Here is a 23,212-nt window from a genome sequence, read left to right on the forward strand (position 1 = left end):
GGTCAACCCCCTCCTACAAAGTGGACAAGTTCGATTTTCATTCCTTCTTTTACTTCTGTATCGATCCATTCCGAGCGATCAATAATTGTTCCATTAACTTCAGTGACAACCAACCCTTCTTGCAAGCCAAAATGAGTAACAACTTCTTTCAATGTTGCCACTTCTAAATCATGCTGCTCTCCATTAACTAGTAATGTCACTTGGGAATCACCTCTTTTTGAATGGATTGAATAAATGCTTCGCACGTGCCTTTAATATCGGCACTACCAACTACTTCACTAATGACACATACTCTAGAAGCACCTGAATGGAGGACGTCCGAAACATTATGCAATTTGATGCCGCCGATGGCTACAAACGGAATAGATATTTCTGCTGCAACTTCTTTGAGATAGTCAGTTGTTACTGGATCAACAACATCGCTTTTGCTATTTGTAGGAAAGACTGGCCCAGCCCCAATGTAATCAGCACCACGCTGCTCTGCTTCACGCGCTTCTTCGATTCGATGTGTGGAGATACCTATGATCTTATTAGGTCCAACAATCTTCCTTGCTACCTCTAAAGGTAAATCATCCTGACCGAGATGAATGCCATCAGCATCAACGGCTAGCGCAATATCAATGTGATCATTCACAATAAAGGGAACTTCATATTTTTGTGTTAGCTCCTTTAATCTCAAAGCTTTTTCTAGTACAACCTTTTTAGAATTCGTCTTATCACGCAATTGAATAATATCAGCACCACCTTGTATCGCTTGCTCCATTACCTCAACTAGGTCTCGATCAGGGTGGAATTCTTCCCCTGTAATGACGTATAATTTAAAATCCTTCATTATTTACCTCCTCTAATACTTTTAACCTTAAGCCTATGTTAACGAGCTTTGTTGATTTTCGGCTCAATTACGCTCTGTGATAACCAATCGCTTCGAGCTAAAAATCGAGAATCAAGAGTATAAGCTACCACCGTAAACGCTTAAAAACGATTAACATAAAACACACTAAAAAACCCCATTCCGCGTAAGGAATGGGGGTAGTAATACGTAATCAATACTGCTACCGACTTCCCTACGCTGGTATCAACCAGATCAGGTTCAAGGGTAAAAGAAATGACGGTTTCTTTTTCTCAGCCTTCCCTTACATGAAGGCACCCCTAGTCTTTGGAATTATGAAATTAAGTTTATTATGACAAAGAAGTGATTAAAAAACAAGCCACTAACCTACATATACAGAGAAGAAAGGAAAATCCCTAATGTATCTTGGTAAATAGTGTTGAAATCAGAAGTAGGCAAAGGACTTTCCCCTTTTCCAATTTCTACGGTAAAACCCGGTCTTCTAAAGTCTTGAATAAACCAATCCTTGTATCCAGCGAAACTATCAACATAGCGAACTGCTCGATAACCGCTCAGTCGCGAAAATTCTCTCACCAAGATTTCTGACTCAGGAGGTTCAAGTCCTTCGAAACCCCAAAAGATCACTTCACCTTGAGAATGAAATGCTAGCGCACGATCAAATTTCTTTCTTCTCGTCAGGTCTGCGATCGCTATTGCTTCTGGCTCTGTAAGCGGTGCTTTTCCCGGGTAATTTCTTGGAGAAGGTTTTGTTGGTTTTCGTTCAGCTTCTATTTCCCATTTAGCAGGATACTGATTGTTTAAATCAACTCCCCTAATGTTCGCCTTCCATCTGTTAAATTGTTCACTTCCATTATTAATTTGATCCGCCAATGAGCGGTAAGGTTCTTCTTCAGGTAATCCATTAATGACAAGATCCACTCCATCTGGGTTTACCATGGGTACAAGAGAGAGAGAAGTCGTTTCATATAGAGATGGGAGGTAAACACCGCTCAATCTCTGACTATTCGTCAATTCACGAGAATAATCATCTACAAATTTCATAATGAGAGTTGAGGTTAACCATTCATTAGCATGAAATGCTCCATTCATATGAACTTTTTTCTTTCCTGTTCCCACTACTAGTTCTGGGATTGGCTTTTCCATGACAGATTCGCCAATGATGGATCGTTTAATAAATGGATAAACAGCAAGTATTTTTCGAATATCATTAACAAGGGTTTGATAATCGTAATTTTGATTTGGGTTAATGAGTGACCACGTTACACGAATCGGTATATTCACTTTTTCTCCTGGTTGTAACGAAAAAGGATTCGAATCGTTTAGCAAAAGAACACCATCTAGGGGTGTTCCGTACCATCCTGCTATTTTCCATAATGTATCTCCTGGCTTAATGGTATAACTTTTCGTGACAAACCCAGGGATCTGAATTTGTTCTCCGACTATAAGTTGATCAGGATTCTCAAGATTATTACTATCTAATATTAATCGAAGTGGAATTTGAAACACTCGGCTATATTTCCAAAGGCTATCCCCACTCTTCACCCTAATTTTCATGTCATACCCTCCCACATTTCATATCCTTCTTACAATGATATGAAATAATGAGTGATGCATATGCTACATAATTAGGAGATATTAGCCTTATTGCTCGCCTCAGAAAAAGTTCATTACAATACAAAAAACCCACCTAATATCCAAGGTGGGTTTTGCATCTTTCATGCTATTTTTCTATTTCTGTATTCTCTTGTTGCTCATCATGCTTGCCTAAGAAACGTAGAAGGTCTCCATAAACGATTTTATCTGAGTAGGCAAGATCAGTTTTTGCCTTCTCCATGTATGGTTCACAGGCCGATTTATCCGTTTCTTCTCCTGTTTCTTTGTCATAACAGACATTTTTAGTGTATAGATTATTTTCAGTAATGAAGCTTCCATCGCGAAGGATAGTGAAATTATCCTGTTCTTTTGCAAAAAGATCGTTACCAAATTTAATCATATCCTTCGTATCAATACCAAGCAGGTGCATAATTGTCGGCTTCAAATCAATTTGACCACCGACCTGTTCCATCACTTCCCCTTCTTGGCCAGGAATATGAACAACGAGCGGAACTTTTTGAAGCTCCGTGGATTCAAATGGTGTGATTTCTTTGCCTAAGAATTCTCCCATAGCTTTGTTATGGTTCTCAGAAATTCCATAGTGATCACCGTACATGACGAAGATCGAATCTTCATAAAGCCCTTCTTCTTTCATTCGCTCAAAGAACTTCTTTAGAGCTTCATCTTGATATCGAACCGTAGTGAAATATCTGTTAACAGTTCCATCATCTGAAGTCCACTCTGGAATATATTCATCCTCTGATTCAAGTGTAAAAGGAAAGTGGTTTGTTAATGTAATGTATTTAGCATAGTAAGGTTCCGGTAGCGTTTCTAAATATTTAATGGATTGATCAAAGAAATATTCATCTTTCAATCCCCATCCGATTGAATTATCAGGCGTTACTGTAAAATCATTAATGTCATAGAACTTATCGTATTTAAGGGAGTCATACATAACGTCACGGTTCCAGAAGCTTTTGTTATTCGCATGGAAGACAGCGTTATAGTATCCATTCTCACTTAATATTTCTGGAGATGCATTGTATTCGTTCCCTGAATGGGTAAAGAATACAGCTCCACTTGGAAGTCCATATAATGAATTCTCAAGAATAAATTCGGAGTCAGAAGTTTTACCCTGAGCTGTTTGATGATAGAAATTCGGGAAATAATAACTTTCATCTATAAGATCATTTAAGAAAGGCGTAATTTCTTCTCCATCCACTTCTTCATTCACTACAAAACTCTGTGTGGATTCTAACGATACAAGGATGATGTTTTTCCCTTCAGCTTCACCAAACATTTCAGGATCTGGCTCAACGTGGTTAGCTTTTACATAGTTTTCAATATCTACGATCTCACTGCCATCCGCAAATGCTCGCTGTGCTTTTGCTTTGGACTGAAGAACAGCGTCATAAACGTGGTAGTTATAAGTACCAATATATTTTATGAGCATTTCACGATCAAACGTACGAGTTAAAAGCTGCGGGCGTTCTGTTTCTGCAAGCCCAACATTAACAGCAAAAAGAGCTATAGCGCTAGCAAATACAATAGCAATTTCTTTCTTCTTAACCGTGTACGCCTTCGTTTTTCTTACGAAAAGGAAAACTGCCAGAATAATGATATCTACAAAGAGCAAGAAATCAAAACCGCTTACAAGTTCAGCAATACTATTACCGAGCTCTCCCATATTATTCGTTTGAAACAACAATGGTATTGTTATAAAATCAGTAAATTCACGGTAGTATACGACGTTTGCAAATAGAATAAATGAGCCAATAAAATTAATGACCAGTAGTACTCTGTTGCGATACTTTGGTGAGGCAAATAGGGCAAAACCGAGGAATAGCAATACAGAACTAAGTGGGTTTAGCAGTAATATAAACCCTTCCATTTTATTTTCAGGTTCAATGTTGAAAGCAAATTCGTACACCAAATACGTTTTTAACCACAGCATAAAGGCTACGATTAGGAAAAAAGAATACTTATTTTGTAGCTTTTTCATGTTTTCTTAGTACCTCCTTAGTTGAATATAAGGAAAAGCTACCATTACTTTCTACGACCATACATAATCGCTATGATAGTATGTTTTCGAAATTTAATCAACTAACTTTTGTCCTTATTTTAGTATTTCTTTCACAATTATTTTGATTCTGAGCTTCCTGTCTGTTAGTAATAACGAATGAAATGGACAAAAAGTTTCATTTGGGCAATTTTTTTACAAAAAAAAAGAAAAGATCGAACTTAACTGATCTTTTCTTCCCTTGTTATAGCAGGCTGAAACATGAAAAACCAGGACTATTTCATCAATTTCGTTTTTACGAGCCACGCTCCTCCTATTACGCCAGCATCATTGCCGAGTGTGGCAATTGCAAAATCCGTACCTTCTCTAACTCTTGGCAATGCATATTTTTCAAATTGTTTTTTTAAGGGGGTTAGAAGCGCTTCGCCTGCTTTTGATACGCCCCCACCTATTACAATTTTAGAAGGATTCAAAGAATTAGCCAGGTTCGCAATCGCAAGTCCTAGATGGAAAGATACATTATTCACTACTTCAACAGCATATGGATCCTCGGCTTCAGCGCCTTCAAAAATATCACGAGAAGTAATTTCATTCTTTTCTTGATAAATATGATATAGGACACTGTCCTGATGTGACATAAGTTTTTCCATCGCAATACGAACAACACCAGTCGCTGATGCTACTGTTTCAAGGCAGCCTGTTTTGCCACAATTGCATTGCGCTCCACCATCAGGGATGGATGTAATATGACCTATTTCCCCCGCCATGCCATTCGTTCCATGAATGATTGTTCCATTCGTAATAATGCCTCCGCCTACTCCAGTCCCAAGCGTGACGCATAGCAAATCACGTGCTCCATCACCTGCGCCACGCCACATTTCACCAAGAGCAGCAATGTTCGCATCGTTATCAATAATAACTGGTAACCCTGTTTCAACTTCAAGCTTGTCTTTTAAAGGAAAGTCTCGCCATCCAATGTTTACTGCGTGGTAAATAAATCCTGAATCCATTTCAATGAAACCTGGAGCTCCCATACCGATACCAGAAAACTTCTTTCTGCTAACGTTCATTTCTTCCATCTTATCATCAATAGCACGAGCTATATGAGTTGTGATATGACGACCAGCTTCCGATTTATCAGTAGGAATTTCCCATTTACTAATAATTTCACCATAAAAATCTAGGAATGAAAGCTTGATGGTTGTTCCACCTAAATCAACACCAATGAGCCATTTTTCTTCTTTCATCTTAATCCACCTTTCGCAAGTAACACTTTATTTCAGAGGAAAACCTTTCTTTTCAAGAAATTTCTTCATATACGTTCGAACAGGGGTCGCTAATTTATGTGCCATCATAGAAGTCCATCCTGCTGATCGTTGACCTCCCGTTCGATTCGTGTAATAACCTGAAATAACTTCATCATATTCGTTTAATCCTTTTTTAAATGCATTTGCATCCTGCTCATATTCATCAATATGATAGATGTTATTTAGAGGTAATCGTGGTTTTACATCTGGATCCTGATCGGGATATCCAACACAAAGACCAAATAAAGGAATAACAAATCGAGGAAGATTCAATACTTCACTCACTTTTTCAAGGTCGTTCCGAATGCCACCAATATAGCAAATACCTAGTCCCATTGACTCTGCTGCTATGCTGGCGTTTTGTGCAGCAAGCGCTGCATCTATTAATCCTACCATGAACTTTTCAGTTGTTTGCGTCGTTTCCGTTACATCTGTCCCATGCATTTCAGCTGTTGCGTGGTGACGATTGAAATCTGCACAAAAAACAAAGAAGTGACCATTCTTTTCAACATAACTTTGCCCACCAGCTAATTCAGCAAGCTGCTTTTTCTTTTCTTTGTCTTCCACACCAATGATCGAATATGCTTGTATGTAGCTTGAAGTTGAAGCGGATTGCGCTGCTTTTACTAACGTATGAATTTGCTCTTCTGTTAATGGCTTATCTTTAAATGCTCTAATTGAGCGGTGAGCAAGCATCGTTTCAATTGTCTGATTCATGTTTTGTCCCTCTCCTTGCTAATTTCATTTCTTATGATCATTCTGGCGACGAGGTAATCCTCATTCTCGAGAATTTTCATATCGTATAACTCTTGGATCTCGCCTTCCATTAGTTCAAGGTCTCCAAGTCGAGTTCCAGTATAAACAATCATGCCATATTGCTTTAAAAGCTGCTGTATATCATAAAATGTTTTCATTTTCTTCACCATTGTTCATTATAGCAATCCCTAGCGCCAAAAAAAATAATTACGCACAAAAAGACCACATTCCCGTTTAAGAAATGTAGTCTCTGCTTTACATCTTGTAAATAAGCCATTGATATTAACGATCCGGATCTTTAGGATGTAATACCGTAGGTCTACGATTTTTAAGTGGCATAGGTGATCTGAATATAACATCTCGAAATGCCCGATAAGAAAACGGGATAAACGGCCATAGATAAGGAATATGAAACGATTTTGTACGAATTAAAAGCATTATCCATAGTGTAAATCCTCCAACAAATCCAATTACGCCAAAAGCTGCGGTCAAAATGAGCAATAAGAGACGAAAAAGTCGATTAGCAAGACTTAATTCATAGGATGGTGTTGCGAATGTCCCCATTGCTGCAAGGGCCAAATATAAAATGACCTCATTAATAAACAGTCCTACCTCTACTGCTACTTGTCCAATCAAAATGGCCGATACAAGACCAAGCGCAGTCGCAAGGGAGGTTGGAGTATGAATGGTTGCCATCCTGAGTATATCAATCCCTATTTCTATAAGTAAAAATTGAACGAACAGAGGCAACGTTCCGTTTTGATCTACCCCAATAAACTGCATATTTGAACCGAGTAACCGTGGGTTTGTAGCAAATAAATACCATAGCGGCAAAATGAAAATTCCGATCCAAACGGCTATAAAACGAACAAGTCTCAAATATCCGCCAACAAGCGGCTTTTGTCTGTACTCTTCAGCATGTTGCAGATGATGCCAGAAAGTAGTAGGGGTAATAAGCACACTGGGCGATCCATCTACAAAGATCAATACGTGACCTTCATAAAGGTGAATAGCTGCTGTATCGGGACGCTCTGTGTACCTCACAAGAGGATAAGGATTTAAATGTCTTCCACAAATAAACTCTTCAATCGTCTTTTCGCCCATCGGTAAGCCATCTGTATCAATGTTACTAACAGAATCCTTAATTCTATTTACGATTTCAGGATCAGCAATATCTTCAATATAACTAACACAAATGTCTGTTTTGGACCTTCTACCTACTTGCATATATTCCATTCTTAACGTTTTATCTCTCACTCTTCTTCTCGTCAGTGATGTATTGAATACGATCGTTTCTACAAAGCCATCTCTCGCGCCCCTTGTTACACGCTCCAAATCTGGTTCCTGTGGTCCTCTGACCGGGTACGTTCTTGCATCGATCATAATAACTTCGCTCATACCTTCTACAATAAGGGCAGTTGGACCAGCAAGCACTAAATCCATTACAACATCCAGATCCTTTTGTCGATCAATTTCAACGTATGGGATATGTACTTTCATGAGCTTCTCAAGTGGATCAGGATCAAGTTGGGAAGGTTCAAGTCTTGATAGTAACTTCATAAGATAGTGAAGAATATCATCTTTGACAAAGCCATCGATTAAAAACATCGCCATTTTTCTACCTGCGTAATCAAGATCTAGTTGAATAACATCAAAACTTTTCCCAACACCTAATTCTTTATGAAGGAAATCGATATTTTCCTCAAATGAACGACTAACGGGATGAATGATCTTTTTTTGAGACATAGTTCCCCCTCCTCCCTTCCATCATTCACCATTCTTACATTATGCATACCTCATTGGAAAATTGGGCATAGAAAAACCAGCCTTTTAAGAAAGGCTGGTTATCTCATTCAATCGATCATTTCCGATAAGAGGTACTGATAAATTAAATGTGCTGTATGAAGCATTGAATCCTGATGTGTTCGCTCATATGCGTGGGAAGCATCAATACCAGGACCAATAAGCGCATGACGAACATCCACTCCTGCCCGAATGGCAGCTGATGCATCTGACCCATAATAAGGATAAATGTCGAGTTTATACTCAATCTTATTTTCCTCTGCAAGCTTCACAAGATGTTTACGTAAGCGATAATGATATGGACCGCTTGAATCTTTGGCACAGATCGAAACCGTATATTCATCAGAAGTTTGTCCATCTCCAAGTGCTCCCATATCCACAGCTATGTATTCGATGGTTTGATCAGGGATATTGGAATTACCACCATAACCAATTTCTTCATTATTCGAGATTAGAAAATGCGTCGTATGTGGAAGCCTGATGTTGTTTTCTTTTAGTTTCTTAATGTTTGCAAGAAGAAGAGCTACACTAGCTTTATCATCCAAATGGCGTGATTTAATAAATCCAGAATCGGTAATTTGGACACGAGGGTCAAAAGAAATAAAGTCACCAACACTCACTCCTAAATTCATGACATCTTCAGGATTAAAGACACGCTCATCAAGACGCACTTCCATGTTCTGTTCGTCTCGTTTGACCTCCCCATTGTTTTTATAAACATGAACAGAGGTTTGGTGTAAAAGAATCGTTCCAGTAAAACGCTTGCCATCTCCGGTGATAATCTCACAGTACTCACCTTCAATTGCATTAAATCGAAAACCACCAATTAAAGATAAGCGCAGGCGACCATCACTCTTAATTTCTTTCACCATCGCTCCCAATGTATCAACATGAGCTGTTAACATCCGTTGACGCGACGAATCTGCCCCTTCAATAGTAGCAATGAGTCCACCCTTATTATTTCGTTTTGTCTCTACTCCAAGCTCTTGCATTCTCCCCTCAACCCAACTAATGACTTCATCAGTGTAACCAGATGGGCTTGGAATACTAACTAATTCTTTCGTAGTTTGTAGAAGTTCTTCTGCATGAAATAAATCACTCATTGATTTCATCCTCTCAAATTGAATTAATTGGAAAAGCAAACGAATCCTTCTTCATATTTCAGTTAACTATCACATACATATGATGACAAGCTTACTCATTTGGAGGTATCGGGATGATCAAAAGAATTCACTACGTTATCATGCTAGGTATGATTGGTTTTTTTGCGCTCATCCTTGTTAACACTAGTAGTAATCCTGTTAGGGAATCATTTACGTATTTCCCACCTGATCCAGACGTCGCATTTGATTCAGCAAGCACATCTCTTTCTATTCTAACGCAGGACGATGAAGATGAATACACATTGGATTGGAAGACAGAATCAAGTCTTTCTGAAGTGGCTTACCTTCGTCAAGATTTATCATTTCTCTATGAAGAAGGTCGCCTGATTGATTCCATGTCAATTTGGAAAGAAAATACGGCTACACTTCGTCAAAAAAAAGAATCTACAAGTGAAGATAGCGGACATTATGAAGCGATTACCTACCATTATGGAGAAATCCATTACCCTAATGATGTAATTAAAAGTGCCCAGCAATTGAGTTATGACCAACTTTACGTCATTGACTCTCCGATGACACCACTTGAGTCTTTTAAAAAGGCTTCAAGTGAAGAGGAAAAAGAATGGCAATACATCCTCGATCATGCCATGGATCAACAAGCCCAGTTGGTTTTCAAAGCTATGGTAACAGAATATAATCTTCATCCTGAAGACTATTATATTTTCCCACTAACCTCGTTAGATCAATATCAACAGCGAACGCTCCCAGGACTATCTCAGAAACAGACCGCTGATACGATCGGAGGCATTTGGGAAGGTCTATACAAAAACTATTTCCTTGGCATAATTCCACCGAATGGCCCGACAGAATCACCTATTGGAAGTACAATTCCAATCATATTGCTTCATAAAGATTCACCATATTTACTCATCCTATTCCAAACGAAAAGTGGAAAGAACATTGAGCTTATTCAATACCTTAACGAGCCTATATTAGAGCCACAAGATACAGAAGAATAAAGAAAGGATTAATTGATTAATACTTTCTTCAGTTCTTCATAAGTCAATATTTCTGGAATATCTTTGCGAATTGCGTGGTCAACAGCTTCATTCCTGGAATTAAAATATATTGCATCAAAGCCTGCTTCTATAGCAGGCTTAATGTCATGATCCCACGTATCCCCTATGTAAAGATACTGCCCCGTACTTCCAAGAACATATTGAAATATGTCAACGTCTGGCTTTTCAATCCCTACAGTTTCTGAAATGTAAATATTCTCATGAGGGATCCATTGAAGCAGTTGAAGAGCTTTAATTTTTGCTAGCTGTGTTTCCTGCCCACCATTTGTAATAATGCCCAGCTCTATTCCACTATCCCTCAAATTAGATAGAATAGAGGAAACCCCGTCATATAATTCAGCGAAGGAGGCAACTTTAGATTGATATTCTCTTTGGAACTCTAACGCTTCCTCCTCAGAGCAAGTTAAGTTAAAATAGTCATTCGTTTTACAAAATCGCTTCACCTGGTACCGCTCTCTTGACCATCTACCTTCTTCATAGGCATTCCAATATTGATCGCAATTAGATTTGAATACATTAAACCACTGCTCAACTGAAACAGATTTACTTTTATTTAGCAACATTTTTTCTGCACAATGCAAAATGGTTTTTTTAAAGGCCTTTTCATGATCATAAAGAGTGTTATCTAAATCAAAGTAGATGTGTGTCCACTTCATCTAAAGCTCCCCCAGTCTCCGGTTAATCAAACTATTCCTTATTGTCTTCCCCCTATTCTAACCTTTTCAATTTTTAGAAGAAAGCTTTGTTAGCTTATATTGTTGATTCTCGACTTTTGCCTCATTCGAGTGGTCATCACAGAGCATAAATGAGCCAAAATCAACTGCGTGCATTAACATACCCTAGAACAAAGAAAAACCTCCACCGGTGAGGTAGAGGTTAAGATAGAAAAGAGCTAAAAAGTTTGTTACGTAAACCTGGAAATTTCAACGAATTTCCGACGACAAAGCGCCTTATCACCGCGACGCCTAGCAGCCCATTTAATAATCGGTATCGGTATTCATACAACACGATTACTAAAGATAATAGAACAAGAACCTTCGTTATTTTCATCATTCTCCTCCTGAAACTGTACTATATCTCTACTGTTTGCAGGTAATGACGTTTTTATCCATGATTCACAGAGGGGTCTTCACCTAATTTCTTATTATTCCAATAGCCCAAAATCACAGTAAATAATGGTGATAGCCATAGAAAGACTGCAAACGGAAGATAGCTTAACACCGATACCCCTAACGTTTCTGCAAAAAAGGCTCCCGATACTCCCCATGGAATTAACGGATTAATGAGCGTCCCAGCGTCTTCTAATGTACGGGAAAGATATTTCCGATCCACGCCTGCTTTATCATAAAACGGCTCAAACGTTTGACCAGGAAGAAGAATTGACAAATACTGCTCACCTGTTAACAAATTCACTCCAATTGCAGATGTGGCTGTGGCAGAAATTAAATGACCTCGCTTATTTAGAAGCTTTGTTAACCCGCTCATGAGGGATTGAATGATTCCCATCACTTGCAGAACGCCACCAAGTGCTAATGCTAAAATAATCAGTGAGACGCTCCACATCATTGATTGAAGGCCACCTCTATTTACGATTCCATTTACAAGATCACTTGATGTATCACTCGCAAAACCATTTTGCATCGTTCCAAGAATTGAACCAGCTGAATACACGCCTTGCGTTAACATTGATACGATAATTCCCGCAAGAAGCCCGGCAAACAAAGTGACTAGGACAGGCACTCTTCTTACAGCAAGAACGAGCACGATAACAGGAGGAATTAACGTCCAGAGTGATATATTAAACTCACTTTGCAAAACCGACATAGCTTTGTTCAAATCCTCCGGGTTAACGGAAGTAGATAAATTTTTACTCATCATAAAAAAGAAGATCACTGCTACGACAATGGCTGGAATCGTAGTCTGTGTCATATGTCGAATATGAGTGAACAGATCTACTTTTGCAACAGCAGGAGCAAAGTTGGTCGTATCAGAGAGGGGAGACATTTTGTCTCCGAAGCATGCACCTGAAATAACAGCTCCAGCCGCCAAAGCCGGGTTAACACCCATTGCTGCTCCTATTCCCATCATCGCTACGCCAATGGTACCGATTGTAGTAAATGAACTGCCTGTAAAGCTAGAAACGATAATGGTCACGATCAATGCACTGATGAGAAACCACTCAGGCTGGATGAACTGAAGCCCTCCATATAACAATGTTGGCACCGTACCACTCTGCATCCATACGGCGATCATCATTCCTACTACAAAAAGAATGAGAACTGGCTTTAAGCCCGTAGTTATACTCTGCAGTAAAGCCTTCTCTATTTCTTCCCACTTCATACCAAGAATTAATCCCAAAATCCCCATTCCTACTACGCCAGCAAGAAGAGGAATATGCGGTTCTACCTTTAAGCCAATAATACTAAACAACATCCAGCTCATTAATAGCGCAATCACAACAAGCGCTATTGGAAATGATATTTTTTTCATTTTCTTTCTCTCCCTTGATCTATGTTCTCTCACCGATTAGTTTTGCTCTATCTGTATTTTTCCATTAAAAAAAGCCCTTCAATAATTGAAGGGACGAAATTTTTTCGCGGTACCACCCTTATTGACAGTAATAACTGCCCACTTATATCCTCAATATCGGGAGGATCACCCGTACCTAGCTCCTCAAATGTAATTTCACTCCTAGACGCCCTAGTTTTCACCAACCACCAGGTCTCTTCGACTGCTTATCTAGAGAAGCTACTTTTTCTGAATCTTCGCTTTTGTACTTTTATGCTTTTGTGCGTTTAAGTAACATCGTTATTCTATAATTGAATATGAGCTATGTCAAGGATAAGAGTTAAGATGTCAAAAAGCACCAGCCTAAGGCTGATGCTTTTTACATGCCAATATATCTTGAATAGAGTGCTTTTGCTCTTCCACTATCTTCTGTTCCTTGAATAAGTACCCGTCCATCTGGAAATAACACTAGTCTTTCCCCTTCCTCAAGTTGCGCTTTAAGTAAGAAAGGAGTTTTCTTAACTGTTGTTGTTTTTTCTAGCTTTGATGCCCATTCTTTTAAATCAAAATGACTTTCAAGCTGTATCTGAATCGTTTCTCTTCCACATAGAGAGGTGATATCCTGCTTAGCTCCCGCTTTTAATGATGGATATTCGTTTGTTTGGCATGTTGGACAACCTTCTTTAGGCGAAGAAAATTTCATCGCATAACTATGATTATGCCAAATATCCATTGTCATTAGGCTGCGATGAAGCTTCTCATGGTCTCCCGCTATATATTTCATAATCTCCGTCACTTGATACGATGCGATAATATCAACGATAGGAGAAATAACCCCGATCGTGTCACACGTTTCACCAGTCGTTCCTTCGCCACCCTGAATAAAGCAACGAAGGCAAGGCGTTTCACCAGGAACAAATAGTGCTGTCATTCCCCTTGAACTTACCGCCCCACCATATACAAAAGGAATATTCCTTTTAAAACAAGCATCATTTAAAAGAAAACGTGTGGAAAAGTTATCGGTCCCGTCCATAACAAAGTCCACTTCTTCCATAAGGTCACTTACGTTACTTGCATTAACATCCGCTATGATCGCTTCGATTTCAACTGAGGAATTCATTTTTTCTAGTTTCTTTTTGGCTGCAATTGTTTTTGGTAACGCTGCCGAAACATCCTCTTCGTCAAATAGCATTTGTCTTTGAAGATTGCTCTTCTCAACATAATCACGATCGACAATTCTTACATGACCGAAGCCCGCTCGCACAAGATGATTGGCAATCGCTGTCCCTAGTGCACCCATTCCTACAACAAGAGCCCGTGATTGACTGAAATTCTTTTGGCCTTCTTCGCCTATAGGAGAAAACAGCATTTGTCTTGAATACCTTTTAAAGTCATCCATTTAATCTCTCTCCTTTTGAACAAATTTATATTCTTCTTTTGTATTTACATTTAAAAACTGCTTTTTCAGTTCTTCAACTTTTATATATTGGGCATTAATTAATTCAAAAAGATCATTCATTTTTCTTTTTCCTGATAAAAGAAGCTCTTCGATAATGGATTGACAGGAAGAATGATAGATAGCACAGAGTGGCTGGCTTCTTCCTGAGCTCACCGGTATGACGGCCATTGCTTCTGGATGTTTGATCATTTCTTCAATTAGTGTAGAAAATAGACCATCTGTTACGAACGGCATATCACAAGCGACCGTTAGATAAAGATCACCATTCGTTTGAGTCATCCCAGAATAAAGACCTGCTAGCGGTCCCATCCCTACAAATTTTTCCTCATCTCTTATCACTCTTATATCTTCTGATGTGCTCATGCTAAACTGCTCTAATAAATCTCTATTTGTTACGATAATGGATTCATTTACAACAGGGTGAAGTTGATTCAGTACCACTTCATAAAAAGGCTTGCCGTGATAAGTGGCAAATGCTTTTGGGGATCCAAACCTTCTGGACTCCCCTCCTGCTAGCAATGTACCTATTATTTTCATAACCACCATGCACCTCCCACAAGAGCGCCAATCATAGACGAGGCGAAATTGACCACGTCATTATTAAATCCTTTTATACCGCTGATTTTGACTGTCCTATTTCCACAATGCATATGGCGTTCGGTTTTTGAACCACATTTCTGACATTTTAATTCTTCTTGCAAGGTTGCTCCAATCAGCGTATCGCTTAAACAGCCGACAAATCCTGCGACCGTAACAATAACTAACCCTAGAAAAGATAAGTCAAAAACAAGTGAACCAACTCCTCCAATTAAACCAGCTCCGAGCAAAGACGCCAATATACCTGGCATACTAATAGCTCCAGAAGTGCCTGCCGGAACGAATTTCATCGTTATTATATGAAGGGGGCGTCGCTTTGAGAGAACGCCAAGTTCAGATGCCCAGGTATCAGAATTAGAAGTGGCAATCGCACTTAGAAAAATAAACAGCCATACATCCCCAGGGAATAAAAGCATCATTATTCCAGCGAAAGCAGCAACCCCACCATTTGCAAGAACTTGATACTGATCTCTCGAAGCGCCCTTTTCAACAATTTGTTCCACGCCATCTTTTAACTGCGCTTTATACTTACTCCATATAGTAGAAGTTAAAAAAAAGATACCAAGAAGCAAGAGCCCTTTCCAGCCAAAACCTAGTGCGATCGCGCACCCAACACCTGTGGCGGCTATTGCTCCATTTCTCGAAAGTGCATGAACTTTATATCCTAAAATACCTGTTATAGCACTTAAAAAAGCGTAAATGATCATTTTACGTTAACAAGCTGTTCATTAGTAATGATGGCTTCCACAGGTACGTCAAAAGATTCGGTTGGCACCTTTTCAACGACTTGAAATTGATAGGCAAGGGATACGGTTGAGTTTGAATAGTGTTGCAAATATCGATCATAGAAACCGCCACCAAATCCAATCCTAAAGCCATTAAGATCAAAAATGAGACCAGGAACAAGCAAAAGATTTATTTCTTCTGGGGGACACACTACTGTTTTATCGGGGCGAGGTTCTTCCAACCCAAAATAAACGCTTTCTAGCTGATCCCACTCTGTTAAGTAGCGAAAAGTCATCTGCTTCGTCTTCGGATTGCACTTCGGGACTGCTACTCTCTTTCCATCAGTCCAAGCTTTTTCTATAATTTTCTTCGTATTTATTTCACCTTTCATTGCCACGGTTAATCCGATCGTTTCAGCCTTTTTGAATGGTTCATATGTATAAAGACGTTCACGTATTTGTTCATCAAGCAATATTTTCTCATCAGCACTAATTTCTTTTAATTTCACTTTCATGTTTGTTCGCCATTCATGTTTTGATTGCATCATCATTCCTCCTACTTTTCTCTTCTATTAGTTTACGAGAAAATGTGCAAATAAAAAAGCAGTAGGATATCCTACTGCTTACTTTGTTTCGCGATGTAACGTCTGCTTTTTAAGTCTTGGGCTGTATTTTTTAAGTTCAAGACGATCAGGGTTAGTACGTTTGTTCTTCGTCGTGATGTAGTTACGATCGCCTGTTTCAGTGCAAGCCAATGTAATTTGTACGCGCATGAATATCCCTCCAAATCCTATCAAACTGTTCATTTAACAACATACTTCATTATGATAACAAACATATCTCATTCAATCAAGTTGTTTTTGTTGAAGAAAGTGACTCATATTTCTCAAGATAATCCTTCACCACATCTACGTACGTTGCATGCGACCAGGTTAAGGGTGCTACAGATAGTGGTTTACCCGTGTAAGGATGAACCTGTTCTGGTAGTATACCACTTGTGAGGGCCTGCTTAAATACCCAATCAATATGATTCTTCGCATCGCGAAGTTGTTCAATCGTTTGAGCACTAGAAATTTTCCATTTGGCGATCCATAGAGTACAAATAACCCACGGATTCCCTGGTACTTCTTCTACATTTTGTGATTGTTGAAAATAATAATCACTAACATAACGTGCTACACCGCCTATACTTGTTTTGACAGACAGGCGTTTTTCAATTTCTTCCATTGTACGAACGACCCTTGGATCATCTGCAGGGAATACTCCAAAAGCAAATAGACCAAACAAACTGCTTTCTATTGTATAATCCTTCGTTATCTCTCCAGTCTCACCATTGCGGTACAACCCCCGAATAAAGCAGGAACGGGTCTTATCATATAAATGTGTCTCAATTCCTTTTTTGATCCGCTGTGCCCCTTCAAAATAGCTATCAGCGCGGTCATCTTCACCAAATAGCCTTGCAAACGAATGAGCTGCCATCAAACCTCCATAGCAAGCTGAAGCTGTAAAGCTAAAAATTCCAAATCGCTCTTCCCAAAGATCGTAAGAAGGAAGTGGTAAATCTAGCGCTTCATCCATAAATTGCAACAAGAACTTAGCTCCTGGCCGTACTAAGAACTTATAGAGCGATTGAGCAAATTCAATATCTCCTGTCGATTGATAATGCTCCCAAAAAGCCCAGAGAACAAGAGCAGTTTCATCTTCTTGTATTGGAAGCTGAGATTGCTTTAAACGATCCACATAGGGATGCCAGCTCGATCCTACAGAGCCATCAGGATTGTATTTGTGATGTAAATACCCTTCTTTTGAAAGAAGCTCTGCACAGCAGCGATAGAAGTTCGCCACCATTCCATGGTAACCTGCTTTTGACATCGCTGAAGCAATGAGCGCGCCATCTCTTGGCCACATATAACTATAATGGTCTCGATTGTAATGCAAAATGTCTGAATCATTCGCCGCAATAATCGTTCCATTTTGGTTGGTTTGCGTTCGAACAATTAATAAGCTTCTTTTATAAAGTGAAAGAATGTCCGATCCTAAGTCTGTCTCAGGTAACACCGACTTATTCACCCAACGGTTCCAGTACATCCGAATTTTTTCAACAGTCAATTGTGTTCCAATCTCACTTACATACTCATGAATACTACTAACTTCTTCCTTCGTTCTTCCAACTGTCATCCAATAATAGGCTACTTTCTCACTGTTAGGTTCCAGCTTCGTTTCCAAAGAAAATGTGCTATCTACTGATCCCTGTGCGATGGGATTCACATGTAAGTGGCCGTCTTCAGCATCGCGCCACGTACCTTCAGCAGCCTGGAATCGTTTCACACCAGAAGTATACTGTTTAATCCCCGCCCCATCTATTTCACCATTAAAAAGAAAATATCGATATCGTTTGTAATGAATCATCGACTTAGTATCCGGACAATAATAAGCTGTATCGCCTACTTCAGTTTCATAAATATTCAGATCTTGATGAAAAAAAATCCTAACGTCACGTCTTTGACCTTCAAGGTTATGAATCGTAATCTTACGAATCATCAGCATCTCACGCTGATGGACCCCCTCTTCAAACACAAGCTTAAGTCCGAGATGAGGATGGACAGCCGTACTATATGTTACCAGCGTGTCTTGATCATAATTAGGCTGAATCTCCCATTCAGATGAATGTAACCATGAAAATTTCCCATCTACCCAAACCCCTATACGATTTGCATGACCTTGAACGTGATTTTGCTGCCCAACATACGGATAATAAATATCTCGTATTTGAAGAAACTGGTCCATATTTATAAGCAATTGTCCATTTCCTATTACTAAGTGTCTTGGCATTTTGCTACCTCCTATCCATCTCCTACACTAGTTTATTGCACGAGTGGACAGGTCATTACTTAAGCTTTCTAATTATATGAAAAAACCACACTCTAATTTAGAGTGTGGTTCGATCACTATGCATTAAGGTCGTATCGTTTCCCCTTCACAACATAAATCACGCTTTCGGAAATGTTCGTACAGTGATCACCAATACGTTCAACATAGCGGCATATAAATGAAAGCTGTTGAATTTGACTAACACTTTCAGGATGTTCGGTCATTAACTCAAGTAGCTCCTTCACAAGACGACCATACATGTTGTCAATTTCATCATCTGCATCAGCAACAGCCATAGCCTTATTCACATCTTCATCATAGAAAGACGCAAGAACTTCTCTCAACATGTTATTTGCTTTCTCAGCTAGCGCTGGGATTTCTTCGATTGGCTTTACGAATGGCTTGTCGCCAATACGGATAATCGACTTTGCAATGTTGACCGCAAGATCTCCAACACGCTCAACATCTGTTGTAATTTTAAGTGCTGAGATGAGTCTTCTCAAATCTGTTGCAAGCGGCTGCTCTTTGGCAATTAACCAGATCGCTCTTTCATTAATTTCTTCCTCAAGTCTGTTTATTTTATGGTCATTTTCAATGATCTCAAGAGCTTTGTTAACATCCTGAGCTTTTAATGCTGTAATCGCATCATCAACTGCTATTTGTGCTAGTGATCCGAGTTCAAGTAGTTGTGACTTTATCTCATCTAACTGTTCCTGGAAATTCTCTCTTACTACCATGGTTGCTCACCCCCGAATTTATTAACCGAAACGGCCTGTAATATAATCTTCTGTACGCTTGTCAGTTGGATTAGAAAACAGCTGATTCGTATCAGAAAACTCAACGACTTCACCGTTTAAGAAAAAGGCGGTTTTATCAGAGATACGAGCTGCTTGTTGCATGTTGTGAGTTACAATAATAATACTGAAATCCTTCTTCAATTCCTGAACAAGCTCTTCTACTTTAAGGGTAGAAATTGGGTCAAGAGCAGAAGTTGGTTCATCCATTAGAATCACGTCAGGCTCAATAGCAAGGCAACGCGCAATGCAAAGACGCTGCTGCTGCCCACCGGATAAACCGTAGGCATTCTCGTTAAGACGATCTTTTACTTCTTCCCAAAGCGCTGCGCCTTTTAAGCTTTTTTCTACGATTTCATCTAAAACCTTTTTATTTTTAATTCCATGAATTTTAGGGCCATAAACAACATTTTCATAGATTGACTTTGGAAATGGATTCGGTTTCTGGAAAACCATACCTACCTTTGTGCGCAAGTCTTCTACTTTATATTTGTTTTCAAAAATGTTTTTCCCTCGATAATTAATATCACCAGACATTTTTACAATCGGCACCATTTCTACCATTCTGTTAAGTGCTTTAATAAAGGTTGATTTCCCACACCCAGATGGCCCGATGATGGCTGTTACCTGATTTTCTGGAATTTCAAATTTGATATCTTTAAGTGCTTGATCTTTACCGTACCAAAGATTGAAATTTTGAATGCTATAAACTGATTTCTCCTCTTTATTCTGTTTTTCTGAACGAGGAGCTTTCACAACTTTTTTTTCATCCATGATTGTTTTCAATTTCAAAATCCCCTTTTCACATTGATGAGAGTTTTATTCAATCTACAGTCTCTTTGAGAATTTATTTCGTATTAATACAGCAATTGAATTCATAATGAGCAACATTGCGAGAAGTACAATAATACCAGCTGCTGCTACATCGTGGAATTCCGTTTGTGGACGACTTGTCCAGTTGAAAATTTGAATAGGCATTACTGTAAATCCGGACAGTAAATTCTCAGGTAAATAGGCTACAAACGTTAGTGCACCAATCATTAGAAGTGGAGCTGTTTCCCCAATTGCTCGAGAAAGGGCAAGAATTCCTCCTGTAAGTATTCCAGGAATAGCAGCAGGAAGTACTACTTTCTTGATGGTTTGCCATTTTGTAGCACCCATTGCATAAGAAGCTTCACGTAATTCTTTTGGAACAGAGCGAACGGCTTCTTGAGCTGCTACTACAATAATTGGTAGAATAAGTAAGCTCATCGTTAGTCCACCTGCAAGAACACTACGCCCCATTTCCAACATACGAACAAATACAGTTAGTCCGAGTAAACCAAAAACGATTGAAGGTACGCCAGCCAAATTGGATATATTGATTTGAATAAAAGTTGTAAACTTATTTTTCTTTGCGTATTCTTCGAGATATATCGCAGTTCCTACACCAAGAATGAGTGAAACTGGAGCAATCACAGCCATTAACCAAAGTGAACCAAAGAAGGCTGCTTTGATCCCAGCTTTCTCAGGGAAACGCGATGCGAAATTTTGAAAGAACTGAAGGTCGAGATAACCAATTCCTTGAGTGAATATCCGATATAACAAGATAACAAGTACAACAAGGGCAAACATCGTTGCACCAAAAAAGATTCCTTTAAGAATTTTATTTTGTGTTAATCTGGTTTGCATTCTACTTTTAACTTTTGCCTGATCTACTAATTGCATTAGTATTCCTCCCTGAATCTACGAGAAATATATTGCGCGATAAGGTTCATGATAAGCGTGAATAGGAAGAGCGTCATACCGACAGCATAAATGCTGTAATAAATTGTCGTTCCAAATCCGGCATCACCAAGACTTACCTGGACAATATAAGATGTCATCGTTTGGATCGATTCCGTAACATCTAATGTAAGCTTAGGTGTTGCACCACCCGCTACTGTTACAATCATCGTTTCACCAATTGCTCGAGAAATCGCAAGCACAAAGGATGCAATAATTCCTGATAAAGCTGCTGGCAACACAACTTTCACAGCTACTTCAAAACGAGTTGCCCCAACACCAAGCGCACCTTCTCTAATTGCATTCGGAACAGAACTCATCGCATCCTCAGAAAGCGATGCAATCATGGGGATAATCATGATTCCAATAACAATACCAGGACTTAACGCATTAAAGACCGGTAAGCTCGGAATAATGTTCTGTAGTACAGGTGTAACAAAGGTTAAAGCAAAGAAACCATACACAATTGTCGGAATACCTGCTAATACTTCTAGAATCGGTTTAATAAATCTTCTTACACGATCACTTGCATATTCACTCAAATAAATGGCTGCTGCAAGACCAAACGGGATAGCAACCAGCATGGCAATTCCAGTAATCATAAGTGTTCCTGAAATAAGTGGCCAAATACCGTAATCAGGATCACTTTCAAAGAATGGATACCAATCTTTGTTTGTAAAAAACTCAACAATAGACACATGGTTAAAAAAGGTGATTGTTTCGACAATCAGTGTAAACACAATTCCGAGCGTTGTTAATACCGAAATAATTGCACATAAAAGCAATAAGCCCGGTACAAGTTTCTCCATAAACTTCGCTCGTGCTTGATTTTTCTCTTTTTTGTCTTTAATCATTTGACGAACTGAGCTTTGCATTTATTACTCCCCCTCACAAAGAGCAAAACAGGATTAAGTGAGGAGTATGAACTCCTCACCAATCTGCTTTAATTTATTCTTATTTACCAGCGATTTCGTTTAGCTTATCCATATCTTCTGTATACTTTTCTTCTGGAAGAGCTACGTAACCTACTGCTTCAGCCATATCTCCAGCGTTCTCAAGTGCGTATTTAGTGAAATCATAAACAGCTGGATTATCAGTTACTGCAGAATGTTTCACATAAGTGAATAGTGGACGGGAAAGTGGTTCATAAGATCCGTCTTGAATTGTCTCTGCATTCGGCTCTATTGCTTCGCCGTCACCGTTAACAATTGGAATAACATTTAAGCTATCTTTATTTTCAAGATAGTAAGCATATCCGAAGAATGCCATACCGTTTTTAGAACCAGTTACACCATTTACAAGTACATTGTCGTCTTCAGAAAGTGTTGCTTCTTTTACCATTTGCTCATCTTCTAGAACAACTTCATTAAAGTAATCATACGTACCAGAGTCCGTACCTGGGCTAAATAGTTCGATTTTTTCTTCAGGCCATTCAGAGTTAACGTCACTCCACATTGTTGCTTCGCCAGTCCAGATCATTTTAAGCTCGTCGATTGTAAGCTGATCTACCCAGTCATTTTCAGAGTTAACAACGATAGAAAGGCCGTCTTTTGCAATTTCAAATTCAGTGAATTCAATTCCAGCTTCTTCAAGCGCCGAAACTTCTTCTTCTTTAATCGGACGAGAAGCGTTACTCATGTCTGTTTCTCCAGCTGCGAACTTTTCGAATCCGCCACCAGATCCTGAAACACCAACACTTACTTTTACGTCAGGTTGTGCGGAAGCATATTCTTCAGCTACAGCTTCCATGATTGGAAATACTGTAGAAGATCCGTCCATTAGTACGTCTCCAGAAACTTCACCATCGCTGTTTGTGCTACCAGAGTTTTCTGTATTACCAGAGTTATTCCCGCAAGCTGCTGCGAAAACCATTACTAGCGACATAACTACCATGAGCATAATACCTTTGAACTTCATGTAATTTCCCCCTAAATGGATGTTTGTACTTGTGACCAACCAGGTTGTTTGTGTACTGGCCTCTCA

Annotated in this window: 24 protein-coding genes, 1 riboswitch and 1 other annotated feature; of the genes, 1 reads left to right on the forward strand and 23 read right to left on the reverse strand. The window is 39.1% G+C overall.

What is annotated here, in order from left to right:
• Positions 1–2: 2 nt before the first annotated feature.
• The 9 genes from thiS to AC0VYH_RS14405 all read right to left on the reverse strand — a co-directional run bounded on the left by thiS (position 3) and on the right by AC0VYH_RS14405 (position 9,432).
• Positions 3–200 carry a sulfur carrier protein ThiS gene (gene thiS / locus AC0VYH_RS14365; RefSeq protein ID WP_194222156.1) on the reverse strand — a complete coding sequence of 66 codons (198 nt, stop codon included), beginning with the start codon at positions 198–200 and terminating at the stop codon, positions 3–5.
• Entirely contained in the window at positions 197–832 is a 636-nt protein-coding gene (gene thiE, locus AC0VYH_RS14370) for a thiamine phosphate synthase (protein WP_475365481.1), read from the reverse strand. Before thiE ends, thiS begins: the two co-directional genes overlap by 4 nt.
• Before the next feature lie 212 nt (positions 833–1,044).
• Positions 1,045–1,161, reverse strand: a riboswitch (TPP riboswitch).
• Positions 1,162–1,216: 55 nt separating this feature from the next.
• The gene (locus tag AC0VYH_RS14375) at positions 1,217–2,404 is read right to left on the reverse strand and encodes a M14 family metallopeptidase (RefSeq protein WP_194222158.1); all 1,188 of its coding nucleotides are present in this window, start codon (positions 2,402–2,404) and stop codon (positions 1,217–1,219) included.
• A 166-nt stretch (positions 2,405–2,570) separates the two neighbouring features.
• Positions 2,571–4,445, reverse strand: a complete 1,875-nt coding sequence (locus AC0VYH_RS14380) for an LTA synthase family protein (protein WP_194222159.1) — start codon at positions 4,443–4,445, stop codon at positions 2,571–2,573.
• A 293-nt stretch (positions 4,446–4,738) separates the two neighbouring features.
• Positions 4,739–5,710, reverse strand: coding sequence for an ROK family glucokinase (locus AC0VYH_RS14385; RefSeq protein ID WP_475365483.1), 972 nt, complete (start codon positions 5,708–5,710; stop codon positions 4,739–4,741).
• Positions 5,711–5,737: 27 nt separating this feature from the next.
• Positions 5,738–6,487 carry an oxygen-insensitive NADPH nitroreductase gene (gene nfsA, locus AC0VYH_RS14390; RefSeq protein WP_283153986.1) on the reverse strand — a complete coding sequence of 250 codons (750 nt, stop codon included), beginning with the start codon at positions 6,485–6,487 and terminating at the stop codon, positions 5,738–5,740.
• Positions 6,484–6,684, reverse strand: a complete 201-nt coding sequence (locus AC0VYH_RS14395) for a YqgQ family protein (RefSeq protein ID WP_303530630.1) — start codon at positions 6,682–6,684, stop codon at positions 6,484–6,486. The genes nfsA and AC0VYH_RS14395 overlap by 4 nt, the downstream gene beginning before the upstream one ends.
• 124 nt (positions 6,685–6,808) lie before the next feature.
• Positions 6,809–8,272, reverse strand: a complete 1,464-nt coding sequence (locus AC0VYH_RS14400) for a spore germination protein (RefSeq protein ID WP_475367752.1) — start codon at positions 8,270–8,272, stop codon at positions 6,809–6,811.
• Between the two features lie 107 nt (positions 8,273–8,379).
• A complete protein-coding gene (locus AC0VYH_RS14405; protein ID WP_430244288.1) occupies positions 8,380–9,432 on the reverse strand; it encodes a M42 family metallopeptidase in 1,053 nt (350 codons plus the stop codon).
• 113 nt (positions 9,433–9,545) lie between these two features.
• Between AC0VYH_RS14405 and AC0VYH_RS14410 the strand changes: the two genes are divergently transcribed.
• Entirely contained in the window at positions 9,546–10,451 is a 906-nt protein-coding gene (locus tag AC0VYH_RS14410; protein ID WP_475367753.1) for a hypothetical protein, read from the forward strand.
• Positions 10,452–10,459: 8 nt separating this feature from the next.
• On the opposite strand, the gene AC0VYH_RS14415 is transcribed toward AC0VYH_RS14410, so the two are convergent.
• From AC0VYH_RS14415 to AC0VYH_RS14480, 14 genes are all read right to left on the reverse strand, one after another.
• Entirely contained in the window at positions 10,460–11,167 is a 708-nt protein-coding gene (locus tag AC0VYH_RS14415) for an HAD family hydrolase (RefSeq protein WP_475367754.1), read from the reverse strand.
• A gap of 220 nt (positions 11,168–11,387) precedes the next feature.
• Entirely contained in the window at positions 11,388–11,561 is a 174-nt protein-coding gene (locus AC0VYH_RS14420; RefSeq protein ID WP_475372665.1) for a hypothetical protein, read from the reverse strand.
• 54 nt (positions 11,562–11,615) lie between these two features.
• A complete protein-coding gene (nhaC, locus tag AC0VYH_RS14425; protein WP_475372666.1) occupies positions 11,616–13,001 on the reverse strand; it encodes a Na+/H+ antiporter NhaC in 1,386 nt (461 codons plus the stop codon).
• A gap of 86 nt (positions 13,002–13,087) precedes the next feature.
• Positions 13,088–13,286, reverse strand: a binding site (T-box leader).
• Positions 13,287–13,398: 112 nt separating this feature from the next.
• Positions 13,399–14,418 (reverse strand): ThiF family adenylyltransferase, encoded by a 1,020-nt coding sequence (locus AC0VYH_RS14430; RefSeq protein ID WP_475372667.1) that lies wholly within the window; start codon positions 14,416–14,418, stop codon positions 13,399–13,401.
• Positions 14,419–15,015, reverse strand: a complete 597-nt coding sequence (gene mobA, locus AC0VYH_RS14435; protein WP_242057443.1) for a molybdenum cofactor guanylyltransferase — start codon at positions 15,013–15,015, stop codon at positions 14,419–14,421.
• Positions 15,012–15,782: a DUF92 domain-containing protein gene (locus AC0VYH_RS14440; protein ID WP_475365488.1), complete on the reverse strand. Its 771-nt coding sequence runs from the start codon at positions 15,780–15,782 to the stop codon at positions 15,012–15,014. Before AC0VYH_RS14440 ends, mobA begins: the two co-directional genes overlap by 4 nt.
• Complete coding sequence (locus tag AC0VYH_RS14445; protein WP_194222172.1) at positions 15,779–16,345, reverse strand: 5-formyltetrahydrofolate cyclo-ligase; 567 nt, start codon at positions 16,343–16,345, stop codon at positions 15,779–15,781. Before AC0VYH_RS14445 ends, AC0VYH_RS14440 begins: the two co-directional genes overlap by 4 nt.
• A 78-nt stretch (positions 16,346–16,423) precedes the next feature.
• Entirely contained in the window at positions 16,424–16,573 is a 150-nt protein-coding gene (gene rpmG, locus AC0VYH_RS14450; RefSeq protein WP_048308894.1) for a 50S ribosomal protein L33, read from the reverse strand.
• A gap of 76 nt (positions 16,574–16,649) precedes the next feature.
• Complete coding sequence (locus tag AC0VYH_RS14455) at positions 16,650–18,632, reverse strand: glycoside hydrolase family 15 protein (RefSeq protein ID WP_226614275.1); 1,983 nt, start codon at positions 18,630–18,632, stop codon at positions 16,650–16,652.
• A gap of 116 nt (positions 18,633–18,748) precedes the next feature.
• Positions 18,749–19,408 (reverse strand): phosphate signaling complex protein PhoU, encoded by a 660-nt coding sequence (phoU, locus tag AC0VYH_RS14460; RefSeq protein ID WP_194222174.1) that lies wholly within the window; start codon positions 19,406–19,408, stop codon positions 18,749–18,751.
• Between the two features lie 21 nt (positions 19,409–19,429).
• Positions 19,430–20,239 carry a phosphate ABC transporter ATP-binding protein PstB gene (pstB, locus tag AC0VYH_RS14465; protein ID WP_194222175.1) on the reverse strand — a complete coding sequence of 270 codons (810 nt, stop codon included), beginning with the start codon at positions 20,237–20,239 and terminating at the stop codon, positions 19,430–19,432.
• 54 nt (positions 20,240–20,293) lie between these two features.
• Complete coding sequence (pstA, locus tag AC0VYH_RS14470) at positions 20,294–21,172, reverse strand: phosphate ABC transporter permease PstA (RefSeq protein WP_194222176.1); 879 nt, start codon at positions 21,170–21,172, stop codon at positions 20,294–20,296.
• The gene (pstC, locus tag AC0VYH_RS14475; protein WP_194222177.1) at positions 21,172–22,104 is read right to left on the reverse strand and encodes a phosphate ABC transporter permease subunit PstC; all 933 of its coding nucleotides are present in this window, start codon (positions 22,102–22,104) and stop codon (positions 21,172–21,174) included. Before pstC ends, pstA begins: the two co-directional genes overlap by 1 nt.
• 79 nt (positions 22,105–22,183) lie before the next feature.
• On the reverse strand, positions 22,184–23,146 hold the full coding sequence (locus AC0VYH_RS14480) for a PstS family phosphate ABC transporter substrate-binding protein (protein ID WP_194222178.1): 963 nt from the start codon (positions 23,144–23,146) through the stop codon (positions 22,184–22,186).
• Positions 23,147–23,212: the final 66 nt, after the last annotated feature.

It is taken from the genome of Anaerobacillus sp. QJM3NY_32 (assembly GCF_056173645.1).

Coding starts and splice junctions, on each gene's coding strand:
- mobA (WP_242057443.1), bottom strand. CDS start 15,015: ATGAAAATAATAGGTACATTGCTAGCAGGAGGGGAGTCCAGAAGGTTT.
- AC0VYH_RS14375 (WP_194222158.1), bottom strand. CDS start 2,404: ATGAAAATTAGGGTGAAGAGTGGGGATAGCCTTTGGAAATATAGCCGA.
- AC0VYH_RS14480 (WP_194222178.1), bottom strand. CDS start 23,146: ATGAAGTTCAAAGGTATTATGCTCATGGTAGTTATGTCGCTAGTAATG.
- AC0VYH_RS14455 (WP_226614275.1), bottom strand. CDS start 18,632: ATGCCAAGACACTTAGTAATAGGAAATGGACAATTGCTTATAAATATG.
- AC0VYH_RS14430 (WP_475372667.1), bottom strand. CDS start 14,418: ATGGATGACTTTAAAAGGTATTCAAGACAAATGCTGTTTTCTCCTATA.
- AC0VYH_RS14400 (WP_475367752.1), bottom strand. CDS start 8,272: ATGTCTCAAAAAAAGATCATTCATCCCGTTAGTCGTTCATTTGAGGAA.
- nfsA (WP_283153986.1), bottom strand. CDS start 6,487: ATGAATCAGACAATTGAAACGATGCTTGCTCACCGCTCAATTAGAGCA.
- AC0VYH_RS14395 (WP_303530630.1), bottom strand. CDS start 6,684: ATGAAAACATTTTATGATATACAGCAGCTTTTAAAGCAATATGGCATG.
- AC0VYH_RS14445 (WP_194222172.1), bottom strand. CDS start 16,345: ATGCAATCAAAACATGAATGGCGAACAAACATGAAAGTGAAATTAAAA.
- rpmG (WP_048308894.1), bottom strand. CDS start 16,573: ATGCGCGTACAAATTACATTGGCTTGCACTGAAACAGGCGATCGTAAC.
- AC0VYH_RS14380 (WP_194222159.1), bottom strand. CDS start 4,445: ATGAAAAAGCTACAAAATAAGTATTCTTTTTTCCTAATCGTAGCCTTT.
- AC0VYH_RS14385 (WP_475365483.1), bottom strand. CDS start 5,710: ATGAAAGAAGAAAAATGGCTCATTGGTGTTGATTTAGGTGGAACAACC.
- AC0VYH_RS14440 (WP_475365488.1), bottom strand. CDS start 15,782: ATGATCATTTACGCTTTTTTAAGTGCTATAACAGGTATTTTAGGATAT.
- thiE (WP_475365481.1), bottom strand. CDS start 832: ATGAAGGATTTTAAATTATACGTCATTACAGGGGAAGAATTCCACCCT.
- AC0VYH_RS14410 (WP_475367753.1), top strand. CDS start 9,546: ATGATCAAAAGAATTCACTACGTTATCATGCTAGGTATGATTGGTTTT.
- pstC (WP_194222177.1), bottom strand. CDS start 22,104: ATGCAAAGCTCAGTTCGTCAAATGATTAAAGACAAAAAAGAGAAAAAT.
- phoU (WP_194222174.1), bottom strand. CDS start 19,408: ATGGTAGTAAGAGAGAATTTCCAGGAACAGTTAGATGAGATAAAGTCA.
- pstA (WP_194222176.1), bottom strand. CDS start 21,172: ATGCAATTAGTAGATCAGGCAAAAGTTAAAAGTAGAATGCAAACCAGA.
- nhaC (WP_475372666.1), bottom strand. CDS start 13,001: ATGAAAAAAATATCATTTCCAATAGCGCTTGTTGTGATTGCGCTATTA.
- AC0VYH_RS14405 (WP_430244288.1), bottom strand. CDS start 9,432: ATGAGTGATTTATTTCATGCAGAAGAACTTCTACAAACTACGAAAGAA.
- pstB (WP_194222175.1), bottom strand. CDS start 20,239: ATGGATGAAAAAAAAGTTGTGAAAGCTCCTCGTTCAGAAAAACAGAAT.
- AC0VYH_RS14415 (WP_475367754.1), bottom strand. CDS start 11,167: ATGAAGTGGACACACATCTACTTTGATTTAGATAACACTCTTTATGAT.
- AC0VYH_RS14420 (WP_475372665.1), bottom strand. CDS start 11,561: ATGAAAATAACGAAGGTTCTTGTTCTATTATCTTTAGTAATCGTGTTG.